The organism is Phyllobacterium sp. CL33Tsu (genome assembly GCF_900113985.1).
Classification (GTDB): Bacteria; Pseudomonadota; Alphaproteobacteria; order Rhizobiales; family Rhizobiaceae; genus Phyllobacterium; species Phyllobacterium pellucidum.
In genome coordinates this window covers 20,750-41,861 of sequence record NZ_FORJ01000003.1, presented here as the reverse complement: position 1 = coordinate 41,861, position 21,112 = coordinate 20,750, and the positions used below count along the sequence as shown (strand labels likewise).

General features: G+C 59.0%; 22 protein-coding genes. 12 read left to right on the top strand and 10 right to left on the bottom strand.

Translation table 11 applies throughout. The annotated features are described in order from the left end of the window. Nucleotides 1–36 precede the first annotated feature (36 nt). From BM074_RS12895 to BM074_RS12885, 3 genes are read right to left on the bottom strand one after another with little or no spacing between them, the layout of a single operon-like run. Nucleotides 37–474 (bottom strand): CoA-binding protein, encoded by a 438-nt coding sequence (locus BM074_RS12895; protein WP_027232443.1) that lies wholly within the window; start codon nt 472–474, stop codon nt 37–39. A gap of 6 nt (nt 475–480) precedes the next feature. After that, the gene (locus BM074_RS12890; RefSeq protein ID WP_091922507.1) at nt 481–1,296 is read right to left on the bottom strand and encodes an enoyl-CoA hydratase; all 816 of its coding nucleotides are present in this window, start codon (nt 1,294–1,296) and stop codon (nt 481–483) included. A 15-nt stretch (nt 1,297–1,311) separates the two neighbouring features. Next, a complete protein-coding gene (locus BM074_RS12885) occupies nt 1,312–1,860 on the bottom strand; it encodes a hypothetical protein (RefSeq protein WP_091922506.1) in 549 nt (182 codons plus the stop codon). Nucleotides 1,861–1,913: 53 nt separating this feature from the next. On the opposite strand from BM074_RS12885, the gene BM074_RS12880 reads away from it, so the two are divergent. Continuing rightward, a complete protein-coding gene (locus BM074_RS12880; protein WP_091922504.1) occupies nt 1,914–2,369 on the top strand; it encodes a PaaI family thioesterase in 456 nt (151 codons plus the stop codon). Nucleotides 2,370–2,384: 15 nt separating this feature from the next. On the opposite strand, the gene BM074_RS12875 is transcribed toward BM074_RS12880, so the two are convergent. From BM074_RS12875 to BM074_RS12865, 3 genes are read right to left on the bottom strand one after another with little or no spacing between them, the layout of a single operon-like run. Next, nucleotides 2,385–3,020 (bottom strand): Isoquinoline 1-oxidoreductase subunit, encoded by a 636-nt coding sequence (locus BM074_RS12875; RefSeq protein ID WP_091922503.1) that lies wholly within the window; start codon nt 3,018–3,020, stop codon nt 2,385–2,387. A gap of 11 nt (nt 3,021–3,031) precedes the next feature. After that, entirely contained in the window at nt 3,032–5,188 is a 2,157-nt protein-coding gene (locus tag BM074_RS12870; RefSeq protein ID WP_091922501.1) for a xanthine dehydrogenase family protein molybdopterin-binding subunit, read from the bottom strand. A gap of 3 nt (nt 5,189–5,191) precedes the next feature. Next, nucleotides 5,192–5,650 carry a (2Fe-2S)-binding protein gene (locus BM074_RS12865; RefSeq protein WP_091922499.1) on the bottom strand — a complete coding sequence of 153 codons (459 nt, stop codon included), beginning with the start codon at nt 5,648–5,650 and terminating at the stop codon, nt 5,192–5,194. Between the two features lie 266 nt (nt 5,651–5,916). On the opposite strand from BM074_RS12865, the gene BM074_RS12860 reads away from it, so the two are divergent. Together BM074_RS12860 and BM074_RS12855 are read left to right on the top strand one after the other, a co-directional pair. Continuing rightward, nucleotides 5,917–6,849, top strand: a complete 933-nt coding sequence (locus BM074_RS12860; protein WP_091922498.1) for a DUF930 domain-containing protein — start codon at nt 5,917–5,919, stop codon at nt 6,847–6,849. 113 nt (nt 6,850–6,962) lie between these two features. Further along, nucleotides 6,963–7,535, top strand: a complete 573-nt coding sequence (locus BM074_RS12855) for an HdeD family acid-resistance protein (RefSeq protein ID WP_091922496.1) — start codon at nt 6,963–6,965, stop codon at nt 7,533–7,535. Between the two features lie 9 nt (nt 7,536–7,544). Here BM074_RS12855 and BM074_RS12850 read toward each other — a convergent pair whose 3' ends face one another. Continuing rightward, nucleotides 7,545–8,222, bottom strand: coding sequence for a pentapeptide repeat-containing protein (locus BM074_RS12850; protein WP_091922994.1), 678 nt, complete (start codon nt 8,220–8,222; stop codon nt 7,545–7,547). Between the two features lie 185 nt (nt 8,223–8,407). Further along, the gene (locus tag BM074_RS12845) at nt 8,408–8,818 is read right to left on the bottom strand and encodes a cupin domain-containing protein (protein ID WP_091922494.1); all 411 of its coding nucleotides are present in this window, start codon (nt 8,816–8,818) and stop codon (nt 8,408–8,410) included. 218 nt (nt 8,819–9,036) lie between these two features. Here BM074_RS12845 and BM074_RS12840 point away from each other — a divergent pair, with 218 nt between their 5' ends. Then, complete coding sequence (locus tag BM074_RS12840; RefSeq protein WP_027232432.1) at nt 9,037–9,462, top strand: hypothetical protein; 426 nt, start codon at nt 9,037–9,039, stop codon at nt 9,460–9,462. On the opposite strand, the gene BM074_RS12835 is transcribed toward BM074_RS12840, so the two are convergent. Beyond that, nucleotides 9,454–10,425 (bottom strand): HAD family hydrolase, encoded by a 972-nt coding sequence (locus tag BM074_RS12835; RefSeq protein WP_027232431.1) that lies wholly within the window; start codon nt 10,423–10,425, stop codon nt 9,454–9,456. The two genes, BM074_RS12840 and BM074_RS12835, sit on opposite strands and share 9 nt — an antisense overlap. Before the next feature lie 255 nt (nt 10,426–10,680). On the opposite strand from BM074_RS12835, the gene BM074_RS12830 reads away from it, so the two are divergent. Both BM074_RS12830 and BM074_RS12825 read left to right on the top strand, forming a co-directional pair. Continuing rightward, nucleotides 10,681–11,271 carry an ankyrin repeat domain-containing protein gene (locus BM074_RS12830; RefSeq protein ID WP_091922491.1) on the top strand — a complete coding sequence of 197 codons (591 nt, stop codon included), beginning with the start codon at nt 10,681–10,683 and terminating at the stop codon, nt 11,269–11,271. A gap of 47 nt (nt 11,272–11,318) precedes the next feature. Further along, the gene (locus BM074_RS12825; protein WP_027232429.1) at nt 11,319–11,828 is read left to right on the top strand and encodes a YHS domain-containing (seleno)protein; all 510 of its coding nucleotides are present in this window, start codon (nt 11,319–11,321) and stop codon (nt 11,826–11,828) included. A gap of 6 nt (nt 11,829–11,834) precedes the next feature. Here BM074_RS12825 and BM074_RS12820 read toward each other — a convergent pair whose 3' ends face one another. Beyond that, nucleotides 11,835–14,051, bottom strand: a complete 2,217-nt coding sequence (locus tag BM074_RS12820) for an adenylate/guanylate cyclase domain-containing protein (RefSeq protein ID WP_091922490.1) — start codon at nt 14,049–14,051, stop codon at nt 11,835–11,837. Nucleotides 14,052–14,260: 209 nt separating this feature from the next. Between BM074_RS12820 and BM074_RS12815 the strand changes: the two genes are divergently transcribed. From BM074_RS12815 to speB, 6 genes are all read left to right on the top strand, one after another. After that, on the top strand, nt 14,261–15,499 hold the full coding sequence (locus BM074_RS12815; RefSeq protein ID WP_228018621.1) for an adenylate/guanylate cyclase domain-containing protein: 1,239 nt from the start codon (nt 14,261–14,263) through the stop codon (nt 15,497–15,499). A gap of 125 nt (nt 15,500–15,624) precedes the next feature. Next, complete coding sequence (gene ppk2 / locus BM074_RS12810; RefSeq protein WP_091922487.1) at nt 15,625–16,545, top strand: polyphosphate kinase 2; 921 nt, start codon at nt 15,625–15,627, stop codon at nt 16,543–16,545. A 187-nt stretch (nt 16,546–16,732) separates the two neighbouring features. Then, nucleotides 16,733–18,694 (top strand): elongation factor G, encoded by a 1,962-nt coding sequence (locus BM074_RS12805; protein WP_091922485.1) that lies wholly within the window; start codon nt 16,733–16,735, stop codon nt 18,692–18,694. A gap of 322 nt (nt 18,695–19,016) precedes the next feature. Further along, nucleotides 19,017–19,481 carry a 50S ribosomal protein L13 gene (gene rplM, locus BM074_RS12800; protein ID WP_027232425.1) on the top strand — a complete coding sequence of 155 codons (465 nt, stop codon included), beginning with the start codon at nt 19,017–19,019 and terminating at the stop codon, nt 19,479–19,481. Nucleotides 19,482–19,483: 2 nt separating this feature from the next. Further along, nucleotides 19,484–19,960, top strand: a complete 477-nt coding sequence (gene rpsI / locus BM074_RS12795) for a 30S ribosomal protein S9 (protein WP_027232424.1) — start codon at nt 19,484–19,486, stop codon at nt 19,958–19,960. A 129-nt stretch (nt 19,961–20,089) separates the two neighbouring features. After that, nucleotides 20,090–21,043 carry an agmatinase gene (speB, locus tag BM074_RS12790; RefSeq protein WP_091922484.1) on the top strand — a complete coding sequence of 318 codons (954 nt, stop codon included), beginning with the start codon at nt 20,090–20,092 and terminating at the stop codon, nt 21,041–21,043. Nucleotides 21,044–21,112: the final 69 nt, after the last annotated feature.

The window sequence follows — 21,112 nt, the reverse complement described above, 5'->3', positions numbered from 1 at the left end:
CTTGGACAATGGTTTCGGTGAAATCGAACCGGCGGCTCACCCCTGATCGAGACCGAGCAATGCATACTCGATGGCCGGGCAGCGATCCATTACCACAGTTAGACCAGCCGTTTCGGCCTTGCGCGCCGCACCCTCGTCGCGCACCCCAACCTGCGCCCAGAAGACTCTCGGGCGCTGCTCCAGCGCCAGGACCTCATCGACGAGTGCGGGGAGCGCCGCCGAATTGCGGAACACATCGACCATGTCGAACGGCTCGGGAATATCGGCAAGGCGGGCGTAGACCGTTTGGCCATGAATCTGCTTGCCCTTGTGCCCGGGATTGACCGGAAAGACCTTGTAACCCTTGGCAAGGAGGAACTGCATCACCGTGTTGCTGGGGCGCGACTCATTTGGAGACGCACCGACAAGGGCTATGGTCTTGACCGAAGTCAGGATGCGGCGAATGAAACTGTCGGAATAGTGGTTGTGGTCCATGAGGGGTTACTCACCTTTCCACTCGGGCGAACGCTTCTCGATAAAAGCATTGATACCCTCTTCTGCGTCTCGCGCCAGCATATTCTCGACCATGATACCTGCCGCATAGTCATAGGCTGCGGTCAGCTCCATTTCGAGCTGACGGTAAAATGCCTCCTTGCCGATCTTCACGGTCAAAGGCGATTTTGCTGCAATGCTTTGCGCATATTTCCTGACAATCTGATTGAGATACTCCTGCGGCACGACGCGATTGACGAGGCCGAATTCGCGCGCCGTCGACGCATCGATGGTTTCACCCGTGAGCAACATTTCCATCGCCTGCTTGCGTGATACATTGCGTGAAAGGGCGACCATGGGCGTTGAACAGAAGAGCCCGATATTGACGCCCGGAGTGCAGAATGTCGATTTGTCGGAACAGATCGCCAGATCGCACGATGCGACGAGTTGGCACCCCGCCGCGGTCGCAAGCCCATCGACAGACGCGATGACCGGGCGCGGATGGCGGACGATTTCCTGCATCAGTTCTGCACAGAGGCGCATCGTGGCTTCACAGAAGGCGCGGCCACGATCTTCGTCACTCCGATGCGCGGTCATTTCCTTCAGATCGTGCCCGGCGGAAAAAAGCTTGAGGCCGGACCGGAAGATGATCACACGCACACGTTCGTCCTCGCGCGCAGATCGCAACAGGTCGAGCAGCATCTGCATCATGGCAAGTGAAAGCGCGTTTGCCGGAGGATTTTGCAAAGTCAGCAGCAAAATGCCGCCCGACAGTTCCGACGCGATCATGGGCTCTTCCTTGCGGATAGCGTGAATTTCTCCCATCGAACTCCTCTTGGATTATTGGCCGGGCGGTGCCCAAAGATCATAGAACGGCTTCAGCGTTCGCAGATGGCGCTGGACGATTGCGAGGTTCTCTGGCGTGGGCCTCGCGCTTTCCACCCGCGCAAGACCCGCCTTCAAGCCGTTGATCATATCAGCCTTTTCCTGATCGTTAAGATTGGTCATGGCAGGAATGGCGTCAATCGCCTTTTCTACTTCAAGGCGCGGATCGGGATTGGTCGCCCAATGATAGGTCACCATGATCGTGTTGGTGGTGTTTACCCAGTCGGTAAAGTTGGCAAAGCCGAATTCGGCCGCTGTCTCATCAAGCGCCGCCTGGCGCTGGGCCGCCTCACCCTGCCCGTTTACCTCCCTCGCCCGGGCCGCAACCGGTGCGAAGCCATAAAGAAAGCGCGTGATCATGTCTTCCGTCAGCGCAACGGGACGTTCCGGCAGGCTGAACGGCTCGATCGCCTGCATGGGCGGCGGCGGGGTTTGAGTAGCGAGCACCCCGACATAGACGAGTGCGGCGATGCACGATGCAACAACTAATCCCGGCGGTTTCATGCGCTCATCCTTGTCAAGACGATGCAGTTGCTTAGTTTGAAAATAGTAGCGAAATGCTAAAGAAAACAATCGGGAGGGCTATTGTGGCACCGTTGATGGACGTCGAAGCGCTGACATCGTTTCTGGAACGTGAATTTCCGCAGGTAAATGCTGACGGTATGACATTCATCGTTACCGACGCAGGTGAGGGCTTCGCCTCGATGCGTCTCGATCCGAAGGACCGTCATCTGCGGCCCGGCGGAACGGTGTCGGGGCCGACACTTTTCGCCCTCGCCGATCTTACGGCCTATGTAGCAATCCTCGCGCAGATCGGTCCCGTAGCGCTCGCTGTCACGATCAATCTCAACATCAATTTCCTGCGCAAGCCCAAACTTGGCGCAATCGACGCCACGGCACGCGTGCTGAAACTGGGCAAACGGCTTGCTGTCGTCGATATCTCCATGACAAGCGCCGTGAGCGGCGAACTTGTCGCCCACGCCACATCGACCTATTCTATTCCACCTAAGTAACGGATTGGCGCATGCCTACGACGGGCAAGCGGCGCCTGTCTCGACCCAGGCGCGGATCAACTCGCCGAATTCGGCTTGCGTGCCCGGCACGGGCTCACGTCCCTCGCCTGGTTGCCAGCCCCACCCGACAAGATCGTCATGGGCCATATGCTCGACGATCTGGTCGAGCGTCTTGCCGCCATTGCGCTGGGGATCCTTGATCTGGCTGCAAATTTGACCGAGCGACCTGCCCTCCCAGGCCATTTCGATGGGCGCCAGGTGCCAGTTGCCATTACCGGGGATGCTCTTGATGGTTTCGGCCTGCCCTACAACCTTGACGTTTTCCGGGCCATGGCAGGTGCTGCACATCATGCCGGGGACGCCCATGCCGGCCTCGCCCCGCGTGACCGGCGGCTGGTGCACATGCATCGACATCGACTGCAGCGGCCTGTCGGTCGCCGGATGGCAGTTCACGCAGCGCGGATGCTGGATCACCTTGCCGGCCTCTTCGAAGAGCGCCACCGAGCGCTGATTTTCATCAGCAATAGCCTGAAAGGCAGATGCCGGTTTCAGGGCGTTCACCGGGTTGTCCTGCGCCATCGAGATATTCGAGACGGCAAGGGCGGCGTTGATGGCAACCGCCACGGAGACGTAAGCGAGGTTCCTGTTCATTGCGCGCCCCCTCAAACCGAGCCGATACTGACGATCGGCAGCCGCCGCACGGCGCCATGGCCGAGGCGGCGCCAGGCGTTAGCAATGGCCGGCCCGACAGGCGGAACCCCGGGTTCGCCGACGCCCGTCGGCTTTTCGCTTGAAGGGATGATCGCGACCTCCACCGCAGGCATCTCTTTGATGCGCAATGAACGGTAATCGTGGAAGTTGGACTGCACGATCTTGCCGCCTTGGCCTAATGTGACAGCGTCGAAAAGAACCGCGCCGACGCCATAGCCGATGCCGCCCTCCATCTGCGCCTTGATGACGTTGGGGTTGATCGCCACACCGCAATCGACGGCGCACCAGACCTTGTGAACCCGCGGCGCGCCATCATCGCCGGTCGATACTTCGACGATCTGCGCGACATAGGTGCCGAAGCTCTTGACCACCGCAACACCGCGCTGGCGCCCTTCAGGCACGGCGGAACCCCAGTCGGCCATTTCGGCAACCTTCTTCAAGGTTTCCATATGGCGCGGCTCCTTGCTCAGGAGCGCAAGCCGTCCCTCGACCGGATCCTTGCCCACCTTCTGCAGTAGCTCGTCCATGAAGGTTTCGACCGCAAAGCCCGTGTGCGTATGACCGACCGACCGCCACCAAAGCGGCGGCACGGCAAGGGAAACATTGTGCGAGATGACGCGCAGGTTCGGTATGACATAGGGCAGGTTCGCCGCTCCTTCGACGGAGGTTTCGTCGAGGTCCGCCTTGGCCATTATGGATTGGCCGACGATTGTCTGATCCCAACCGACAACATTGCCGTTCGCGTCGATCGCGCCGCGCATCCTGTGCATGTACATCGGGCGATAGAAGCCGCCGCGAATGTCGTCTTCGCGCGTCCACATATGTTTCATCGGCCGCTTTCCGTCGGTTGCGGCGAAAACTGCCGCCGCTTCGGCGATATAGGGCGAGCCAAATTGCGCCTTGCGACCGAAGCTTCCGCCGGCGAGCTGCGTGTTGACCCGCACCTTCTCAGGATCGAGGCCGAGCACCTGCGCGGTGACCTTCTTGTCCATCGTGGGGAACTGCGCGCCGTTAAAGACATCGACCGATCCATCGGCCGCCTTGATAAACACCGCATCGAGCGGTTCCATCGGCGCGTGCGCGAGGAATGGAAAGACGATGTCGGCTTCGAGGGTCTGTACGCCGTTGCCGCTGAACGACTTTTCAACGTCACCGGTGTTGGCGGCTTCATGCCCATCGGTACCGAACAGCTTGGCGAAATCAGCAGTGAGTTGGTCGCTTGAACGTGTTTCCGCCTTGGACAGGTCCCACTCGACCGTGAGCGCGTCGCGGCCTTTCAAGGCGGAAAATGTGTTCTCGGCATAGACCGCCACGCCCTGCGGGATTGTCTTGACGTCAAGGACGCCGGGGATCTTGCGCGCTGCCGCGTCATCCACCGACTTGACGGTCGCACCGAAATGGTCCGGATGGGCGACGACAGCATAGAGCATGTTGTCGGCGGTAATATCTAGGGTGAACACAGCCGTGCCATTGGTTTTGCTTACCGTGTCGAGCTTCGGCAATTCCTGCCCGATAAGTACGAAGTCCTTGGGGTCCTTCAGTTTCGGCTCAGCGGGAGGGGTCTGCGTGGCAGCCTTGTCGGCAAATGCGCCAAAGCCGCTTTCCTTTCCGGACCCCGAATGTTTGATGCGGCCCTTTTCAACCGTGATCTCGGCTGCGGGAACACCCCATTCGGCAGCCGCCGCGGCAACCAGCATGGCGCGCGCCGTTGCGCCCGCCTTGCGCAACTGGTCATAGGAATTGGCGATGGACGTGGAGCCGCCCGTGCCCTGCAGGCCAAATGCCAGATTGCCGTAGATCTTGTCGTCGGCCGGTGAATGAACCGCGCGCATCTGGCTCCAGTCCGCATCGAGTTCCTCGGCGACGATGGTCGAAAGCCCCGTAAACGGTCCCTGGCCGAACTCGATGTGCTTGGAGAGCACGGTAACAGTGTCGTCGGTGCCGATCTTTATGAAGGCATTGATCTGGGAGAGGCTCTTGTCGCCTCCCGCCGGTACACCTTCAAGCGCAGACGCGTTGAAGACTTTCGGCGCGAGTGTGAATCCGATGACGAGGCCAGCGCCGGCGAGAAAGGAACGACGCGTTGTTGTGAGAGCATTGAAGGTCATGGCTCAGCCCTCCATCGTGTCGGCGGCGTTGTGGATGGCCTGCCTGATGCGGTGATAGGTGGCACAGCGACAGATGTTGCCGGCCATCGCACCGTCGATATCCTCGTCAGTGGGCTTCGGCGTCAACTGCAAGAGCGACACGGCGGACATGATCTGGCCTGACTGGCAATATCCGCATTGGGGAACGTCTATCGCGATCCATGCCTTGCGAACCGCCTCCGCTTCCTTGCCCTCGATGCCTTCGATGGTGATGACCTCCGATCCATCGACCGTCGAGATCGGCGTAATGCAGCTGCGCTGGGTCGATCCGTCGAGATGGACGGTGCAAGCGCCGCACTGGGCGATGCCACAACCGTACTTTGTGCCTGTCAGTTTTTCGAAATCGCGCAGGACCCAGAGCAGTGGGGTATCGGGATCCCCGTCGAAAGTCCGTTCCTGTCCATTTAGCTTGAAGGTAATCATGGCGAACTCCGCATCTGGCTTGCAACGCTTGTGCTTGCTTGAGTTGGTGTCTTCGTGGAGCTAAAGGCATAACATGATTTTTTTCGCCAGCGCCACGCGATGTCATCACCTCACGCCATCGTGAGAGCGCTGCATCCAGGGCGGGATCATCCTGCCTACAGCCTTGCTCGTTTGTCCGGCCTGATCGGGGGCTAAACGTTCGTAGCGCGTGGAAGTTGCGCCGCTCATGCTGAACTTTTAGGATCCGATTGATCGGGAAACAGTCGATGCATGAGTTCGCGGAAAAATCGTCAAGAAGATTGGGATGGGGCGCGCCCGTTTCCGCGATCGTGCATATAGGTGTGATCCTGTTGCTGGTGCTGGGATTGCCTATGCCCTCGCCGGTCACAACGCCTCCGCAGGAGGTAGACGTGACACTTGTGCCGCCTCCGCCGCCACCGGCACCGCCGCCACCCAAGCCCCAGGAGCCCCCTGAAACGGCTAAACCTGCCAAACCGGTCGAGGTATTCGAATCTGCTGCCGCAAAGACAGAGCAGAACGTGAAGGAGCCGCAACCGGCGCCGTCAGCGCCGAGCGATCCTGTCGAAGACCTGACTGACAAGCCTGCGGAACCGGAGAACAAGGCCGCTGCGGGTGGAAAGCCGACAGAAGCCGCGCCGAGCGCACCGGACCGGACAAGCCCGGACGGGCTTGCTGCGGCCGATGCCAAGGCAGCCGAGGCGAATGCTGCTGCCGCGCCGAATCCGGCTCCGGCTCCAACCGCGTCTACCGCCCCAAAGCCGGATGAAAGCAAGAAACCGGCTGCGGCCAAGCCCGCATCCCGACGCGGCAAACTTGTGGTGGCGCGCGAACTCTACTCCGCCGGGGCGCTGTTCGATCCGCGCGTCATGCAGGCGCTCGGGCGGTTGCCGCCGCGACAGCGCATGAAGCAGGTGTGCATGATAGAGGCGCTGGAACAAATCCGCCGCCAGAGGCCGGGAACGGACATACTTGTTCCATTTGGCGCGAGCGGAAGCAGCTATACCGCCACGACACTCGATGCCATCGGTGGTGCGTTCCGCAACGGTTCTAACTGGTACGACCTCGACTTCCATTGCAAGGTCGATAATGAGGGAACCAAGGTGGTCGCTTTCAGCTACGCGATGGGTAGCCTCGTGCCGAAAAGCGAATGGGTCAGGCGGCAGTTTCCTCTCGATTAGATCCTGATGATGGCTCTCCGCACGCACCGTTACTGTTACGTACTTGTTCCGACAGCGTAACCTCGCGAAAGTCGCCACATTTCAGTCGATCAATTTCCATTTGGAGAGCAACGATGTCGATGTCATTGGATCAAGCAGCCGAAGTCTATCGGGAAGCCATGCGGGCGACCGTCAAGCGGTACTCCCTGTGGTATCTGATCGAAGGAATATTGCTCGTCGTTGCGGGCGTTCTGGCGATCATCTATCCGGTGTTCTCATCCGTCGCGGTTATTCTGTTGCTTGGCTGGTTGCTTATTTTCAGCGGCATCCTGCAATGCCTAGGGCTGTTCTATGCCCGCCATGTCCCGAATTTCTGGCTGCAGCTCATTTCCGTCTTCCTTGCCGTGCTGATCGGTTTCCTGTTCCTGCGCGATCCGGCGCAGGGTCTCGTTACAGTGACCTTGCTGCTTATCGTCTTCTTCATGATCGAAGGCATATCGAAGGTGGTCTTCTCCCTGACGATCCGGCCCTTCCCGCATTGGGGTTGGGTTCTCGTCAGCGGCATCATAGGCATTCTTCTGTCGCTGTTCCTGCTGATAAGCCTGCCGGTTACAGCGCTCTGGCTCATCGGTTTGCTGCTCGGCATCCAATTGATCAGCGTCGGAGGGGCGCTGGCGCAGCTCGCCTGGAAAGTACGCCATAGTTGAGGCGATTTGTCAGTTGTCGCGATCGTCGGGCGGGCACGGCCATCCCGACGGCGGGTTGAGGCCGGCAGGCAATTTGGTTTTGGCGTCACCGCAGGCGAGTTCGATCTGTCCCTGTTCCAGCCCCTGCGCCGCCGAGAGATCGAGCCCCTCGATCCGCGTCAGATACATGAAAGCATGGTCGAAGATGATCGGTCCTTCAAATGTTGCATGACTAAGGTCTGCCCGGGACAGATTGGCCAGCGAGAAACGTACGCCGGTCAGGATGGCGTCATCGAAATCGGCGCGTCCAAGCTCGGCCTTTTCGAAGTTCGCTCCCGTCAGCTTGGCCTTAGCAAACCCGGATCGTTGCAGTTCCGCACTGGCGAAGTTGGCGCCTTCAGCGGAAATGCCGGTGAAATTGCTGCGGTAGGCCTCGACCTTGGAGAAGTTGGCCTTCTCGGCTGCGGCACCGGCCAGCGAAGCCCGTACCAGTGTCGCCTTTTCCAGGTTTGCCGATTTGAGGTTGGAGTTGCTGAGATCGGTAGAGGCAAAATCGGTGCTGAAGAGCTTGGCACCTTCGAGTTCGCTGCCGGGAATCATGATGTTGCGCTTTGTGCAATCGGTCCAGTCCAAACCCGGCGCTGCGGTGGAACCGCAATCTGCCGCCAACGCAGGTCCCAGCGGCAATATAGTGCAACCTGTCAACATGCAGGCGGCGAGGAACGCGCTCCGCCGCTTTACCGGAGCTGAGACTTCCATCACCACTTCCATTGAGACGCTCATACCGCACTCCGATTCTGTCACGCCATGGCAGCCAAGATAGCGCAGCGCATTGCCGAAACCAATTGATCCAACAGGCAAAAATACATTACCTCCGGCTCACGCGTATGCTGCTAGGGCACGACCGCATCGAGTTCCGGCAAAAGGACAACGCTTTCCTGCTCGTTTGGATCCGTGCGGGCAATAATTGCCGTGCAAGGCGTGTTGCTGAGATTGGCCGGCAGATGCGGCACGCCTGGAGGAATATAGAAAAGCTCGCCCGCATGGACGACAATGTGGTCCTTGAGCCCTTCGCCGTACCAGGTATGTGCCTCGCCCGACAGCATATAGATCGCCGTTTCGTGGGCCTCGTGCATGTGCGCCTTGGCCCTCGCGCCCGGAGGAATCGTCAATATATGCATGCAAATTCCCGTCGATCCGACCGTCTCGGCGGCTATTCCTTCAAAGTAATTCAGTCCCTGTTTGCCGCCGTAGGTGTGATGCGGTTTGACCAGCCGGCACGTCGGTTTAGATTTTACGTCCATCATCGCCTCCAAGAGAGGTAAGGGAAAGTCATGCACGTTTTAACCGCCAGCATAGCATGCAATGGCTGGGAAACCGCTGTGAAAACTGCCGTGGTTCACCCTCACGGGTGATGCGGCGAACCGGCGGTTCGATCAGTATCCATCCGCAAGCCAATGATTCGTCTTACTCATTATGCGTGCCCTGCGTCAGACCCTCGGTTGAATGTCAGGAGAACTGCATGCCGGACAGACACGAATTCTATCGTATCGAGATTTGCGGTCGTACATTTACCGGTACCGTCCACGCTGACGGCCCATACCTCAAACTGCTCGAGAGCCGCACCTTTGGTTATGGCGCCCCGCTGCGCTCGCATCTGGTGCTGTCGAAGGTCCCAGGGAGGCGCTATTACGCCATCTGCAGAAATTCCGAACCGCTCATATCGCTTCCCCTCTTCCTCGATGAGGATGTGGAACTGCTTGCCAGGGAATTTGGCATACCGATCGATGACAGATCCCGGCACTATTCATTTGAACGCAGCCCGGCCTCACGAGCGCTAAAGCAATGGTCGTTGCAACACCCTGAAATCGCTCGCGCCTGTTCGGGCCTGACGTCGCTCGTCCCTCGCTGGTACCAGGCAGGCCGTCGCCGCCTCGCTTCACTTTGACGGCGGGAAAATAACCTTCCAGTCGTTCTTCATGCTGACGACCTGCCAGCCCTTTGCGACTGCTTCATCCCAGCCTTTGTCGAACTTCGCCAGCTTGTCGGTGCGGTCGTAGGCATATTCGCGCTCGGCGTCGTCATGATGGATATAGACCGCCAGCCTCGCACCGCTTCCTGCGGTTGTATATTCAAGCATCTCCCGGTCGCCGTCGGAGTTGCCGATGGCCATGATTGGCCAGCGTCCAATGAAGCGATTGATACCCACGGGCTTGCCGGGACCGTCATCGATGAATTCGACCTTTGGTTCCTTCATCAACTCAGGCTTCCCGTCGGCCCCAAGCTGATATTTGACGACACCGGAGGAACCGATCACCTGCTCGGGCGGCACGCCATAGATTTTGTCGGCAAAGACGCGCATGAACTCAACGCCTCCGCCCGACACGATGAAGGTGCGGAAACCATTGTCGCGCAGGTAGGCGAGCAATTCGAGTTGCGGCTGGTAGACGAGTTCACCGTAGGGCTTTTGACGGACCGGATGTTTTGCCGTGGCAAACCAGTCGGCGACGGTCTTTGAAAATGCCTCTGTACTCATACCGGCGTGGGTCGCCGCCATGATTTCGAGCATGCCTTTCATCCCGGAGGCCTCGACCCCGGCGAGATCGTTGGCAAGAACGGACTTAAAGGGCTCCGTGTCCTTCCACTCGGGATGCTCCGGCGCCAGACGCTTGACTTCGTCCAAGGCAAAGAAAAGTTCAAAAGGCACAGGCTTTTCTGCCCATAGCGTGCCGTCATTGTCGAAGACGGCAATGCGGTCTACTGGCGCTACGAAATCGGCCGAACCATCGGTCGTGACGCGCTTGACGAAATCGACGATGGCTGTGCGGTTTGGCCCATCGTTCCAAGACGGCAGCGGGTCGGACTGTGCAAGGGCTGAACCCGCGTTTAGGAGCAGAAAGACGAAAAGAATTGCCCAAACCCTGGCGAGCCCATGAACGCGAACCCATCCCAATTTTGTGAAATTTCCCACGGCGACCCCTCCTGGCAACAGGTAACTTTCACTCATAAACGCTCGCGCCCGGCACAACTGGAAGTACGTAACTGTTACAATTCGAACAGCGCCTTTCGGGTGAAGCAAAAGCCTAATCCTTGTCCGGTGGGTATCGCCGTGATAATTTGTCGTCATTCCGCTCAAGAGAATCCGAGATAGGGCGGAGGATGTGGGATGAAGATTCTTTATGGTTCCGTTCTAGGTATCCTGCTTGGGATCACAGCCGCATGGGCGGGTCCGCTGCACGATGCTGCCAGGGACGGGGATGTCGCTCGCGCGAAACAACTGATCGACCAGGGCGCAAAGGTGGGCGAACCCGATGAAACGGGCGAACCGGCATTGGTCATTGCTGCATTGAATGGTCGCAAGGATGTGGTCGTGCTATTATTGGAACGTGGTTCCGATATCGAGATCCGTAACAAGGGCGGCCTGACCGCTTTGCATGCTGCTGCCTATGGCGGCCATCTCGACGTGGTGGAATTGCTCGTTTCGAAGGGCGCTGCAGTCAACGACCAGAAGAATTTTTACCACATGTCGCCCCTGCATGCCGCCTCCGAGGAGGGCCATGCAGATATCGTTGCGTTTCTCCTGGCGAACAAGGCCGAGGTCGAGGCAACGGAACGGAATGGCTACACGCCTCTAAGCCAGGCGGGCTGGCGTGAGCATTGGGATGCAGCCGACCTTTTGATCAAGGCGGGTGCTGTCTGCCAGAAGGCCGACCTTGTCGGCGAGCGGCTTTACGACGAATGCACCAAGCGCAAATAGCGCGGCGACGTTGCGGGCCGTCCAGATTCATGAATTGGAGGATTGGAATGTCAGATCACAGGCGGAGACACGCGATAGCGTTGGCAGCGGCCATTGGCATGCTTTCGTTCGCACAGCCCGTTGTGGCCGAGGAATTCGTCAACACCGGATATTTCGGAGACGTGGCGATAAAAGGGTACGATCCGGTCGCCTATTTCACCCAGCATGACGCCGTGCAAGGCAACCCGCAATATTCATACCATTGGCTGGGCGCGACCTGGCAATTTGCCAACGCCGAAAACCGCGACCTGTTCAAGGCGGATCCCGGCAAATACGCCCCGCAATATGGCGGCTATTGCGCTGACGGCGTTTCCTTCGGCACGGTAACGACTAACATTGATCCCAAGGCATGGCGCATAATTGAGGGCAAGCTTTACATCAGCTACGACCCCGGTACGGCAGAGGGCTTCGAGAAAAGCCCGACCAAGCTTACCGACTCGCAAAAGCACTGGTCGGAGGTCGAGCAGACACTTGTCTCTGAAAAGCAGGACAAGAACTGGGAAGCTCCAGCCAACTAGCTTTCGCTATAAGGGCGCTACGGAAAAATACTTCAAGGATTGCGGCGTGACCTGGATATAATCCAAGTCGCGCTCGTCCGTTGTCGTATTGCGGTAAACATAGCCGCAGACGGTGCGGTCGCGAAAATACCCCGGGTATTTTTCACAAAGCCGGTTGCCCTGGATTTCAACGGCGCCCGTGATGTTGGTATTGGCGCTCCGATAGGCGGTATTGCCTGCACTGTCGAAAAACTGGACGAACTGCGTACCGTTCCGGTGCTTGCCGGCCCATTTCTTGTTGTTGACCAGGTCGTTCAACTGGGATTCGCTCAATTGGTCGGCCTGATTTCCCTGGAAATCGAAGGGCCATTGCGGCACCCGCGCGGCCTTCAAGCCGGCAAGATGGTAGTCCAGATCCTCCTTCTGCCAGTAATCGTAGAGATAGCTGTAATAGGTCAGGTTGGCGTCCGGGAAGAGCGTCATCAACTTCGCCTTTTCTTCAGCCGCCGGCGTCAGCTTCCCCTCATCGACATAGGCGGCGGCGAGATATTCGCGCGCCGGCTCCGCCCGGGGAAGAGAATCGCGCGCCGCCTCGAGCAAGGGGATCGCACGCTCGTTCTCGCGCGAGGTGTAGTAAACAATCCCCGCAAGCAGTTTGAAGCTGGGTTCCGGCGACGGGTCGAGCCGCAACGCGCGGTCCATTTCCGTCACCGCCTGCCCGCGGCTGCCGGTTTGCGCAAGAATGAGAGCAAGGTTTGCCACAGCTTCGGGGTCATTGGGCTGGGTTGCGACCGCCCGGTTGGCGGATTCCCGCGCCTCCACTTCACGGCCATCGACGAGTTGCAGCAGCGCAAGCACGGTATGGGCCCGGGCGTTGTTGGGATCGATCTTCAGTGCCTCGCCAGCCGCATCATAGGCAATCTTGCGCGCGACCGCCGCCGACCAGAGGAAATTGTAGTCGTTGCGCCATACGTCGACGGCGACGCGCGCTATGCCTGCATGGGCGTTGGCAAAGCGTGGATCGAGATCGATCGCCTTCTGATAATATGACAGGGTTCGCCGGTAAGTCTCAACATCCGCATAGAAAAACCCTTCCTGCTCGGCCCGCATGTAATAGTCGTACGCTTCGAGATTGTCGGTGGGGATGCGCGCGAGTTGGTCCCGCTCGCCCTCGCTGAGCTTCACTTCGAGCGCGGATATGATCTTGCCGATCACATCGTCCTGTACGGCGAAGAGATCGGCATATTGCCGGTCGTAGCGCTCGGCCCAAAGGGAAAGTCCCGTTACCGCATCGATGAGCTTGACGTTGATGCGCAGGCGGGTGTCCGCCCGTTGCAGGGTGCCTTCAAGAATATAGTGCACGCCGAGTTCCGAAGCGACGTCCTGTATCTTGTTTGCCGAGGTGCTGACGGCGAACACGGAATGGCGCGCGATGACGAAGAGGCCGGATACTTTCGAAAGTTCGGTGATGAGATCATCCGTCAGGCCTTCAGCAAGATGATCATGTTCAGTGTCTCCGCTGACATTGATGAACGGCAGAACGGCTACCGACGGTTTGTCGGGCAAGGGATAGGCAAAACGCTGCACCGGCGTCGCTGGCCATATCAGGGTCCAGGGCTTGAACCACAGCGCTCCCCCGGCAAGCACAAGCACAAGGAGCGCGGCCGCGGCAGGCACCCGCCAGCTGAGCTTCTTTTTAGGCGCTCCAAGCGTCTTGCCTGCAGCGGATGGGTCGAGCACGACGCGATAGACGCGTACCGGTTCGGCAATGCTCTTTACCTTCTGTTCGCCAAGAGACACATAGCCGACGGGGAGTCGCGATTTCACGTGATCGTAAGTGGTTCCGGAGATGGCGATGCCCCCAGGCTCGGCAAGTGCCTGGATGCGATCGGCGATGTTGACGCCATCGCCATGAATATCGTCGCCCTCAACGATGATATCGCCGAGATTGACGCCGATGCGAAAATCCAGGCGATGACCGGCGGGTTCTCCTGCGTTTCTCTTTGCTTTCTCCTGCTGGATCTCCACCGCACAGCGCAAGGCATCGACGACGCTATGGAATTCGACCAGCACCCCGTCGCCCATGGTCTTGACCAGACGGCCGTGGTGCTTGGCAATCTTGGGTTCAAAGACTTCGTACAGATCGCTCTGGAACCTTGCGCGGGTTCCTTCCTCATCGATCTGGCTCAAGTGGCCATAGCCGGCAACGTCGGCGATGAGCACGGCAGCTAGGTGACGTTCCATTTCACCGTTTTTCCCCGGAGCACAATGTCACTCCTTCTCGCATCTTATCGCAGGTAGGAGGCAGAGGCCATTACGCTCAAATGGGTGAGCGCGAAGCCGGCCTGCAGGAACAAGGTCGAGTGCTATTATTTACCAGCTCTGCTTTAATCCATCGGTCCGCGCTCTATTTAAGGGTGTAGCCTGGACTAACGATGACGGAGAAATTCACAATGCAAGCCCTATCCACTGTTCCTCCGCTCGTTGGTGACCTGGCCTGGCCCGCCAAACGGCGCAAGGTGCTCGACTGGCTCGTGCATGCAACCCGTGAAGAACGCTTCATCGACAATATTTTCGTCGAGCTGTGCAATCGCCTTATGGAAGACGGCGTGCCGGTCGCCCGCTCGACGCTGCATCTCAGAACCCATCATCCCCAGTGGCTCGGCGCACGGATTCTCTGGAAGACCGGCTTGGACAAGGCCGATATCCAGACATTCGGCTACGGCATCGAGGAAACCGAACGGTATCGCAACAGCCCGATCGACCAGATCAGGAGTGGCGTGCGCGAAATCAGGTGGCGACTCGAAGAGGATAGCGGGGAAACCTATCCGCTCTATAACGAGTTGCGGTCAGAAGGCCTCACCGACTATATCGCCTGGCCGCTTTACCACACCCTCGGCAAGGAACATGTCGTCACCTTTGCCGCCGACGCGCCGGGCGGTTTCAGCGACGAACACGTGGCCTACCTTACCGACCTGTTGCCTGCCCTCGCACTCGTCAGCGAAATTCGGTTGAAAAATCGCCTCGCGCGTACGCTGCTTGAAACTTATGTCGGTCCGCACGCGAGCGAACAGATTCTTGCCGGCGCCACGACGCGCGGCAGCGGCGTAACGGTCGGCGCTGCCATATTGATCTGCGATCTGCGCGATTTCACCGGAATATCCGATCTCTGGCCGCGCGACGACGTTATCGAATTGTTGAACGGCTACTTCGACGCAATGTCCGAGCCCATCGCCCGCCATGGCGGCGAAATATTGAAATTCATGGGCGACGGGCTGCTTGCCATATTCCCGCTGAGCGATCCCATGGCCTGCCGCAATCTGCTGCAGGCGATCAACGAAGCCCAGACCGCGCTTGCGGCGCTTAACGAGGATCTCGTTGGCAAGGGCCGCAACCCGCTCGGCTATGGCATCGGGGTCCATGTCGGCGATGTGATGTACGGCAATATAGGCTCGCGCAGCCGGCTTGACTTCACTGTGATCGGCCCGGCCGTGAATATCGCCTCGCGCCTCGAGAGCCTGACCAAGGAAATCAAGCGTCCGGTCCTTTTGTCGAAGGCGTTCGTGGAGATGGCCGATTGCGGCAACGAATTCGAAAGTCTTGGCTCGCACAGGCTGCGCGGGCTTGAGCGACCATTCGACGTATTCGGATTGAAGGAACACGACAAGGCCGCCGTGCTGTCGCCCGCATAGAGGAGCGACAGGGCCTCGCGCCGGTTCACAATTGTTTCAAAAATCCTTCATGACGGCGTGGCATAACCGACGGCACAGTAGCAAAATGTGCTCCGCCGTCAGTTGGCCAATCCCGGAGAGGCGATATGAACAATTCCAAGGAAAATTCCGATGCACAGGACTGGCTTGAAGCTGAGCTAGCCGACACGCTTGACGAGGATTACGAACTGGAACTCTCCGAGCCGGCGCTTTCGGAGGAGATCCGCAAGATTTATCGCAAGTCTCATCCGCCCTCAATTCCGCGCATCGACTACTTCCGTGCCCTGCTCTCCCTGCAGTCGGAACTGATCAAGCTTCAGGACTGGGTGGCTTACCACAAGGAAAAGGTCGTCGTGATCTTCGAGGGTCGCGATTCTGCTGGCAAGGGCGGTGTCATCAAGCGCATTACGCAGCGCCTCAACCCACGTATCGTCCGCGTCGTTGCGCTGCCTGCTCCGTCGGATCGCGAAAAAACCCAGTGGTATTTCCAACGCTACGTGCCGCACCTGCCGGCAGGCGGCGAGATCGTGCTCTTCGACCGTTCCTGGTACAATCGCTCCGGGGTTGAGCGTGTCATGGGCTTTGCCGGTGAAGACCAGGTGCAGGAATTCTTCCACGACGTGCCCGGGTTCGAGCGCATGCTGGTTCGCTCCGGGATCAGGCTGGTGAAATACTGGTTCTCGATCACCGACGAGGAACAGCAGATGCGCTTCCTTATGCGCATCCACGACCCGCTGAAACAGTGGAAACTTTCGCCGATGGACCTAGAGTCGCGCGTTCGCTGGGAATCCTATACCAAGGCCAAGGAAGAAACTTTCGCCCGCACCAACATTCCCGAAGCGCCGTGGTACATCGTCGAGGGCAATGACAAGAAACGCGCACGGCTCAACTGCATCGATCACCTCCTCAGCCGCATCCCGTACGAGGAGGTGCCCCACGAGGACATCGCTCTTCCCGAGCGCGTGTTCAATCCGGACTACGAGCGCAAGGTCCTGCCGCCCGAACTCTATGTGCCGGCGAAATATTAGAGCGCTTCTCTTGTTTAGATAGAAACAGTTCAGTTCCGCGGATGGCGGGACACTCCACCAAGCAAGGAACGCCTCGAGCCGGGTCAGGCAACCATCTAAATCAGCGCGTGTCCCTAGCGATTTTGGCCCGTGTAGGGCATCATCCTTCCAGCGGAGATTTTGTGATGCTGGCAGAGGGAGGATCGCCATGCGCTGCTTTACGGTACTCGGACCTTCGCAAACTGGAAAATCCACGCTCGTGGACAAACTCGGCTCGCTTGAAGGTTCCCCACGAAAATCTGTTTCTCCTTATGGACTTGGCCTGACGGAATTCGAGTTCGGTGGCGAGGCGTGGTGCGCGCTGGACACGCCCGGATCAGGCGAAGCGATTGCTCATGCCCACCACGCTCTTCTCGCCAGCGATGCCTGCATCCTGTGCGTTTCAACCAACCCGGAAGAAGCCGTCCTTGCTGCGCCATACCTGCGCGCGATCGAAGCGTCGGGTACGCCTTGCATCCTTTTCGTCAACAAGATGGATGAGCCGCGCGGGCGACTGCGGGACGTTGTCGCCGCGCTGCAGGATTACTCAAATCACACACTCATCCTTCGCCAGATTCCCATTCGCGAGGGCGACAAGATCGTCGGCAGTTGCGACCTGATTTCCGAGCGCGCATGGCGCTACCGCGAAGGTCAGCCATCGTCGTTGATCGAAATCCCTCCAGACCTCATCGAGCGCGAACATGAGGCGCGCGCCGAACTGCTTGAACACCTTTCCGAATTTGACGACTGGCTGCTTGAGGAATTGATCGAAGACCGTGAACCGGCAACGAATGCCGTCTATGCGATCTCCTCGCGGGTCCTGCGCGAAAACCGGATCATACCGGTGCTCGTCGGGGCCGCAAGCCATAGCAACGGCATCATGCGCCTGATGAAGGCGCTCCGCCATGAAGCGCCGCAGGCTGACGTGCTGCGCAAGCGGCTGTCGGCAGGGGGAAGCATTTCCGAAAGCGCTCTGGTCGCCGTCGGGTTTCACGCCTACCACCGCCAGAATGTCGGCAAGACCGTTCTCGTGCGCGCTTTCACGGACGGCTTGAAGCAAGGCACCATGCTGGCGGGCGCACGGCTCGGCCCGGTGCAGGATCCGGGCACCGGAAAGCCGATTGCCTCGGGTGCCGCGTCGGCGGGTGATGTCTTTGCGACGGTCAAGTCCGATCACCTGCCCGTCCCCGCGCTGCTTGGCGCGGATGCAGCCGTCGACGCCCCGAACTGGACCAATGCACCCACGCCAATGATGGAGCGCATACTGGTTCCAAGCAGCGAACGCGATGAAACCAAGCTCTCCGAAACACTGGCAAAATTGGCCGAAACCGATCGCGGCATCAAGGTTGCCCAGGAAGAAGGAACCGGTGCGCAATTGATCAGTTCCCAAGGGCCCGTCCATCTGCGTGACATTTGCCGGACCTTGGCCGAAGTCTTCCACGTGGATGTCAGCGAGAAGCCACCGAGCCCGGTCTACCGCGAGACGATCTCGAAATCATCGGATGTCCACTATAGGCACCGTAAGCAGACGGGGGGCGCCGGACAGTTTGCCGACGTGAAGTTGAGCGTCAGGCCCAATGGGCGCGGCGAAGGCTTCAGCTTCGCCGAAACGGTCAAGGGCGGCGCAGTGCCACGCAACTTCATACCGGCGGTCGAGGCAGGTGCGCGGGAAGCCATGGACAAGGGTCCCCTGGGGCTGAGGGTCATCGATGTCGGTGTAACGCTCACTGACGGCCAGCACCATTCGGTCGATAGTTCCGAATTCGCCTTCCGCGCGGCCGGAAAGATGGGTGTGCGCGATGCGCTTGCCCAGGCTTCGTCCGTACTGATGCAGCCGATCTATCGGGTCGAGATCAAGATCCCCTCGATCTATTCCGGAAGCCTGGTGCCGATCATATCGTCCTTCAAGGGACAGGTGCTCGGGTTCGACCGCGACGACAAGGCCAAGGGTTGGGATATATTCCGGGCCCTCATTCCGGGCAGCGCCCTCGATGAACTTGCGCGCACATTGCGCTCGGCAACGCAGGGCATCGGGACGTTCGCCAAGACATTCGACCATTTCGAGGAAATGTACGGCAAGGAAGCGGATGCGATAATCCAGGCGCAAGGCGCGCACGCGAACGAGCATTGACTGGCGGGTTGCGTGCCTGCTGCAAGCGCTGGCGGGCACGACCCCAACCTGGCGCATTTCAGCTTGGGGCGGGCACCGCGAGAGCCAAAAAATATGCGGTAATATAATACCTTTTTTCTAACATATTGTTTTTTAACACTGTTTTGCTAAATATGGCGAAATCTAGTGCTTGACGTGTTTGCCGGGGACCTATATTGAACCTCTCGACTGCGGTGGGTCTTTTCCCGCCGCTTTTCATTGTTGCCGGAATTTTCGAATTTCGCGCAACGCAAGCAACAAGAAAAGCCTTCCTTCGTGAAGGATGATCTCAAGGACGAACACAATGGCTACCTTCTCTCAGAAGCCGGCAGAAGTGACGAAAAAGTGGATCCTGATTGACGCCGAAGGTCTCGTCGTCGGTCGTCTCGCCACTCTCGTTGCCAACCGCCTGCGCGGCAAGCATAAAGCAACCTTCACCCCGCACGTTGACGATGGCGACAATGTCATCATCATCAATGCCGACAAGGTCGTCTTCACCGGTAAGAAGTTCACCGACAAGGTTTACTACTGGCACACCGGCCATCCCGGCGGCATCAAGGAACGCACTGCCCGTCAGCTCCTCGAAGGCCGTTTCCCGGAACGCGTCGTCGAAAAGGCTGTTGAGCGCATGGTTCCCCGCGGACCGCTCGGCCGTCGCCAGATGAAGAACCTGCGCGTTTACGCTGGTTCCAACCACCCGCACGAAGCTCAGTCTCCCGAAGTCCTCGACGTCGGCGCGCTGAACAGCAAGAACAAAAGGAGCGCATAAGAATGGCTGAGCTCAATTCGCTCGAAGCTCTCGGCACCATTGCCGCCAGCACGCCTGCCGCAGCGCCGGTCCATGTCCAGAAGCTTGACGCAAAGGGTCGCGCCTATGCGACCGGCAAGCGCAAGGATGCGGTTGCCCGCGTCTGGATCAAGCCGGGTTCCGGCAAGATCGTCATCAACGACAAGGAATACGGCAAGTACTTCGCACGTCCGGTTCTGCAGATGATCCTGCAGCAGCCGATCGTTGCTGCCAACCGTGCCGGCCAGTACGACATCATCGCCACCGTTGCCGGCGGCGGTCTTTCCGGTCAGGCCGGTGCCGTTCGTCATGGCATTTCCAAGGCCCTCACCTACTTCGAACCCGCTCTGCGCGGCGTTCTGAAGAAGGGCGGCTTCCTGACCCGCGACAGCCGCGTTGTCGAACGCAAGAAGTACGGCAAGGCCAAGGCCCGTCGTTCGTTCCAGTTCTCGAAGCGCTGATCTCGGCACTTCAATTGGACAAGAACAGAAAGCGGGCCTTCGGGTCCGCTTTTTTGTTGCGGTCGCCGGCATATGACGGTTATCGAGTAAAAGCTTTGCCTAGCCCCACTGCCCTGCCTGGAGAATTCAATGCCATCGAAATCCATCGACCACGCCTTCACAGCGCGCGCATTGACTGGCGCGGCGAGCGATCCGACCCATGCGGGCGCACTCTCCTTCATGCGTCGCCGCTATACGAAAAACCTCAACGGCGCGGAAGCGGTGGTGTGGGGCATCCCCTTCGATTCGGCGGTCTCCAACCGGCCGGGCGCACGCTTCGGTCCGCAGGCGATCCGTCGCGCTTCGGCGATTTTCGACAATGACCCGCAATATCCGTTCCATCGCGATCTCTTCGCTGATCTGGCCGTCATTGACTATGGCGATTGCCTGCTTGACTACGGCAACCACCAGAAGACGCCCGCTACCATCGAACGCGAAGCCGCGAAGCTCATCAAGTCTGGCGCCTTTCTCGTTTCGCTCGGCGGCGATCATTTCGTCACCTGGCCGATACTGAAAGCCCACGCAGCGAAGTATGGACCGGTCGCGCTCGTGCAGTTCGATGCGCATCAGGACACCTGGTACGATGATGGCAAGCGCATCGATCACGGTTCTTTCGTCGGGCGCGCCGCGCGCGAGGGTGTGATCGACCCCGCCCATTCGATCCAGGTCGGCATTCGCACCCATGCACCGGACGATTGCGGCCTGAAGATCGTCTATGGCTACGAGGTCGAGGAACTCTCGGCCGCGGAGATCGCCAAATCGATTATCGCGCGCACCGCCGGCAAGCCGGTCTACCTCACCTTCGACATCGATTGCCTCGACCCGGCCTTTGCACCGGGCACCGGAACTCCCGTTGCCGGCGGACCGTCGTCGGCTAAGATCCTCTCGGTGCTGCGGCATCTGACGGAACTCAACATCGTAGGCGCCGACGTGGTCGAAGTCGCGCCCGCCTATGACCATGCGGATGTAACGGCCATCGCAGGTGCCACAATCGCGATGTATTACCTTGGTATGCTGGCGGAGAAAAAAGCGCGACGAGGCTGATTGCGATCAGCTTAGACATTGAATCCGCTTTTCTCCCCAACTATCTGAATTCAAAGCTTCCAAGGGCAA

Excerpts from the sequence above, each read along its gene's own strand:
- BM074_RS12895 (WP_027232443.1), bottom strand. The coding sequence starts at position 474 with ATGGACCACAACCACTATTCCGACAGTTTCATTCGCCGCATCCTGACT.
- BM074_RS12890 (WP_091922507.1), bottom strand. The coding sequence starts at position 1,296 with ATGGGAGAAATTCACGCTATCCGCAAGGAAGAGCCCATGATCGCGTCG.
- BM074_RS12885 (WP_091922506.1), bottom strand. The coding sequence starts at position 1,860 with ATGAAACCGCCGGGATTAGTTGTTGCATCGTGCATCGCCGCACTCGTC.
- BM074_RS12880 (WP_091922504.1), top strand. The coding sequence starts at position 1,914 with ATGCTAAAGAAAACAATCGGGAGGGCTATTGTGGCACCGTTGATGGAC.
- BM074_RS12875 (WP_091922503.1), bottom strand. The coding sequence starts at position 3,020 with ATGAACAGGAACCTCGCTTACGTCTCCGTGGCGGTTGCCATCAACGCC.
- BM074_RS12870 (WP_091922501.1), bottom strand. The coding sequence starts at position 5,188 with ATGACCTTCAATGCTCTCACAACAACGCGTCGTTCCTTTCTCGCCGGC.
- BM074_RS12865 (WP_091922499.1), bottom strand. The coding sequence starts at position 5,650 with ATGATTACCTTCAAGCTAAATGGACAGGAACGGACTTTCGACGGGGAT.
- BM074_RS12860 (WP_091922498.1), top strand. The coding sequence starts at position 5,917 with ATGCATGAGTTCGCGGAAAAATCGTCAAGAAGATTGGGATGGGGCGCG.
- BM074_RS12855 (WP_091922496.1), top strand. The coding sequence starts at position 6,963 with ATGTCGATGTCATTGGATCAAGCAGCCGAAGTCTATCGGGAAGCCATG.
- BM074_RS12850 (WP_091922994.1), bottom strand. The coding sequence starts at position 8,222 with ATGTTGACAGGTTGCACTATATTGCCGCTGGGACCTGCGTTGGCGGCA.
- BM074_RS12845 (WP_091922494.1), bottom strand. The coding sequence starts at position 8,818 with ATGGACGTAAAATCTAAACCGACGTGCCGGCTGGTCAAACCGCATCAC.
- BM074_RS12840 (WP_027232432.1), top strand. The coding sequence starts at position 9,037 with ATGCCGGACAGACACGAATTCTATCGTATCGAGATTTGCGGTCGTACA.
- BM074_RS12830 (WP_091922491.1), top strand. The coding sequence starts at position 10,681 with ATGAAGATTCTTTATGGTTCCGTTCTAGGTATCCTGCTTGGGATCACA.
- BM074_RS12825 (WP_027232429.1), top strand. The coding sequence starts at position 11,319 with ATGTCAGATCACAGGCGGAGACACGCGATAGCGTTGGCAGCGGCCATT.
- BM074_RS12820 (WP_091922490.1), bottom strand. The coding sequence starts at position 14,051 with ATGGAACGTCACCTAGCTGCCGTGCTCATCGCCGACGTTGCCGGCTAT.
- BM074_RS12815 (WP_228018621.1), top strand. The coding sequence starts at position 14,261 with ATGCAAGCCCTATCCACTGTTCCTCCGCTCGTTGGTGACCTGGCCTGG.
- ppk2 (WP_091922487.1), top strand. The coding sequence starts at position 15,625 with ATGAACAATTCCAAGGAAAATTCCGATGCACAGGACTGGCTTGAAGCT.
- BM074_RS12805 (WP_091922485.1), top strand. The coding sequence starts at position 16,733 with ATGCGCTGCTTTACGGTACTCGGACCTTCGCAAACTGGAAAATCCACG.
- rplM (WP_027232425.1), top strand. The coding sequence starts at position 19,017 with ATGGCTACCTTCTCTCAGAAGCCGGCAGAAGTGACGAAAAAGTGGATC.
- rpsI (WP_027232424.1), top strand. The coding sequence starts at position 19,484 with ATGGCTGAGCTCAATTCGCTCGAAGCTCTCGGCACCATTGCCGCCAGC.
- speB (WP_091922484.1), top strand. The coding sequence starts at position 20,090 with ATGCCATCGAAATCCATCGACCACGCCTTCACAGCGCGCGCATTGACT.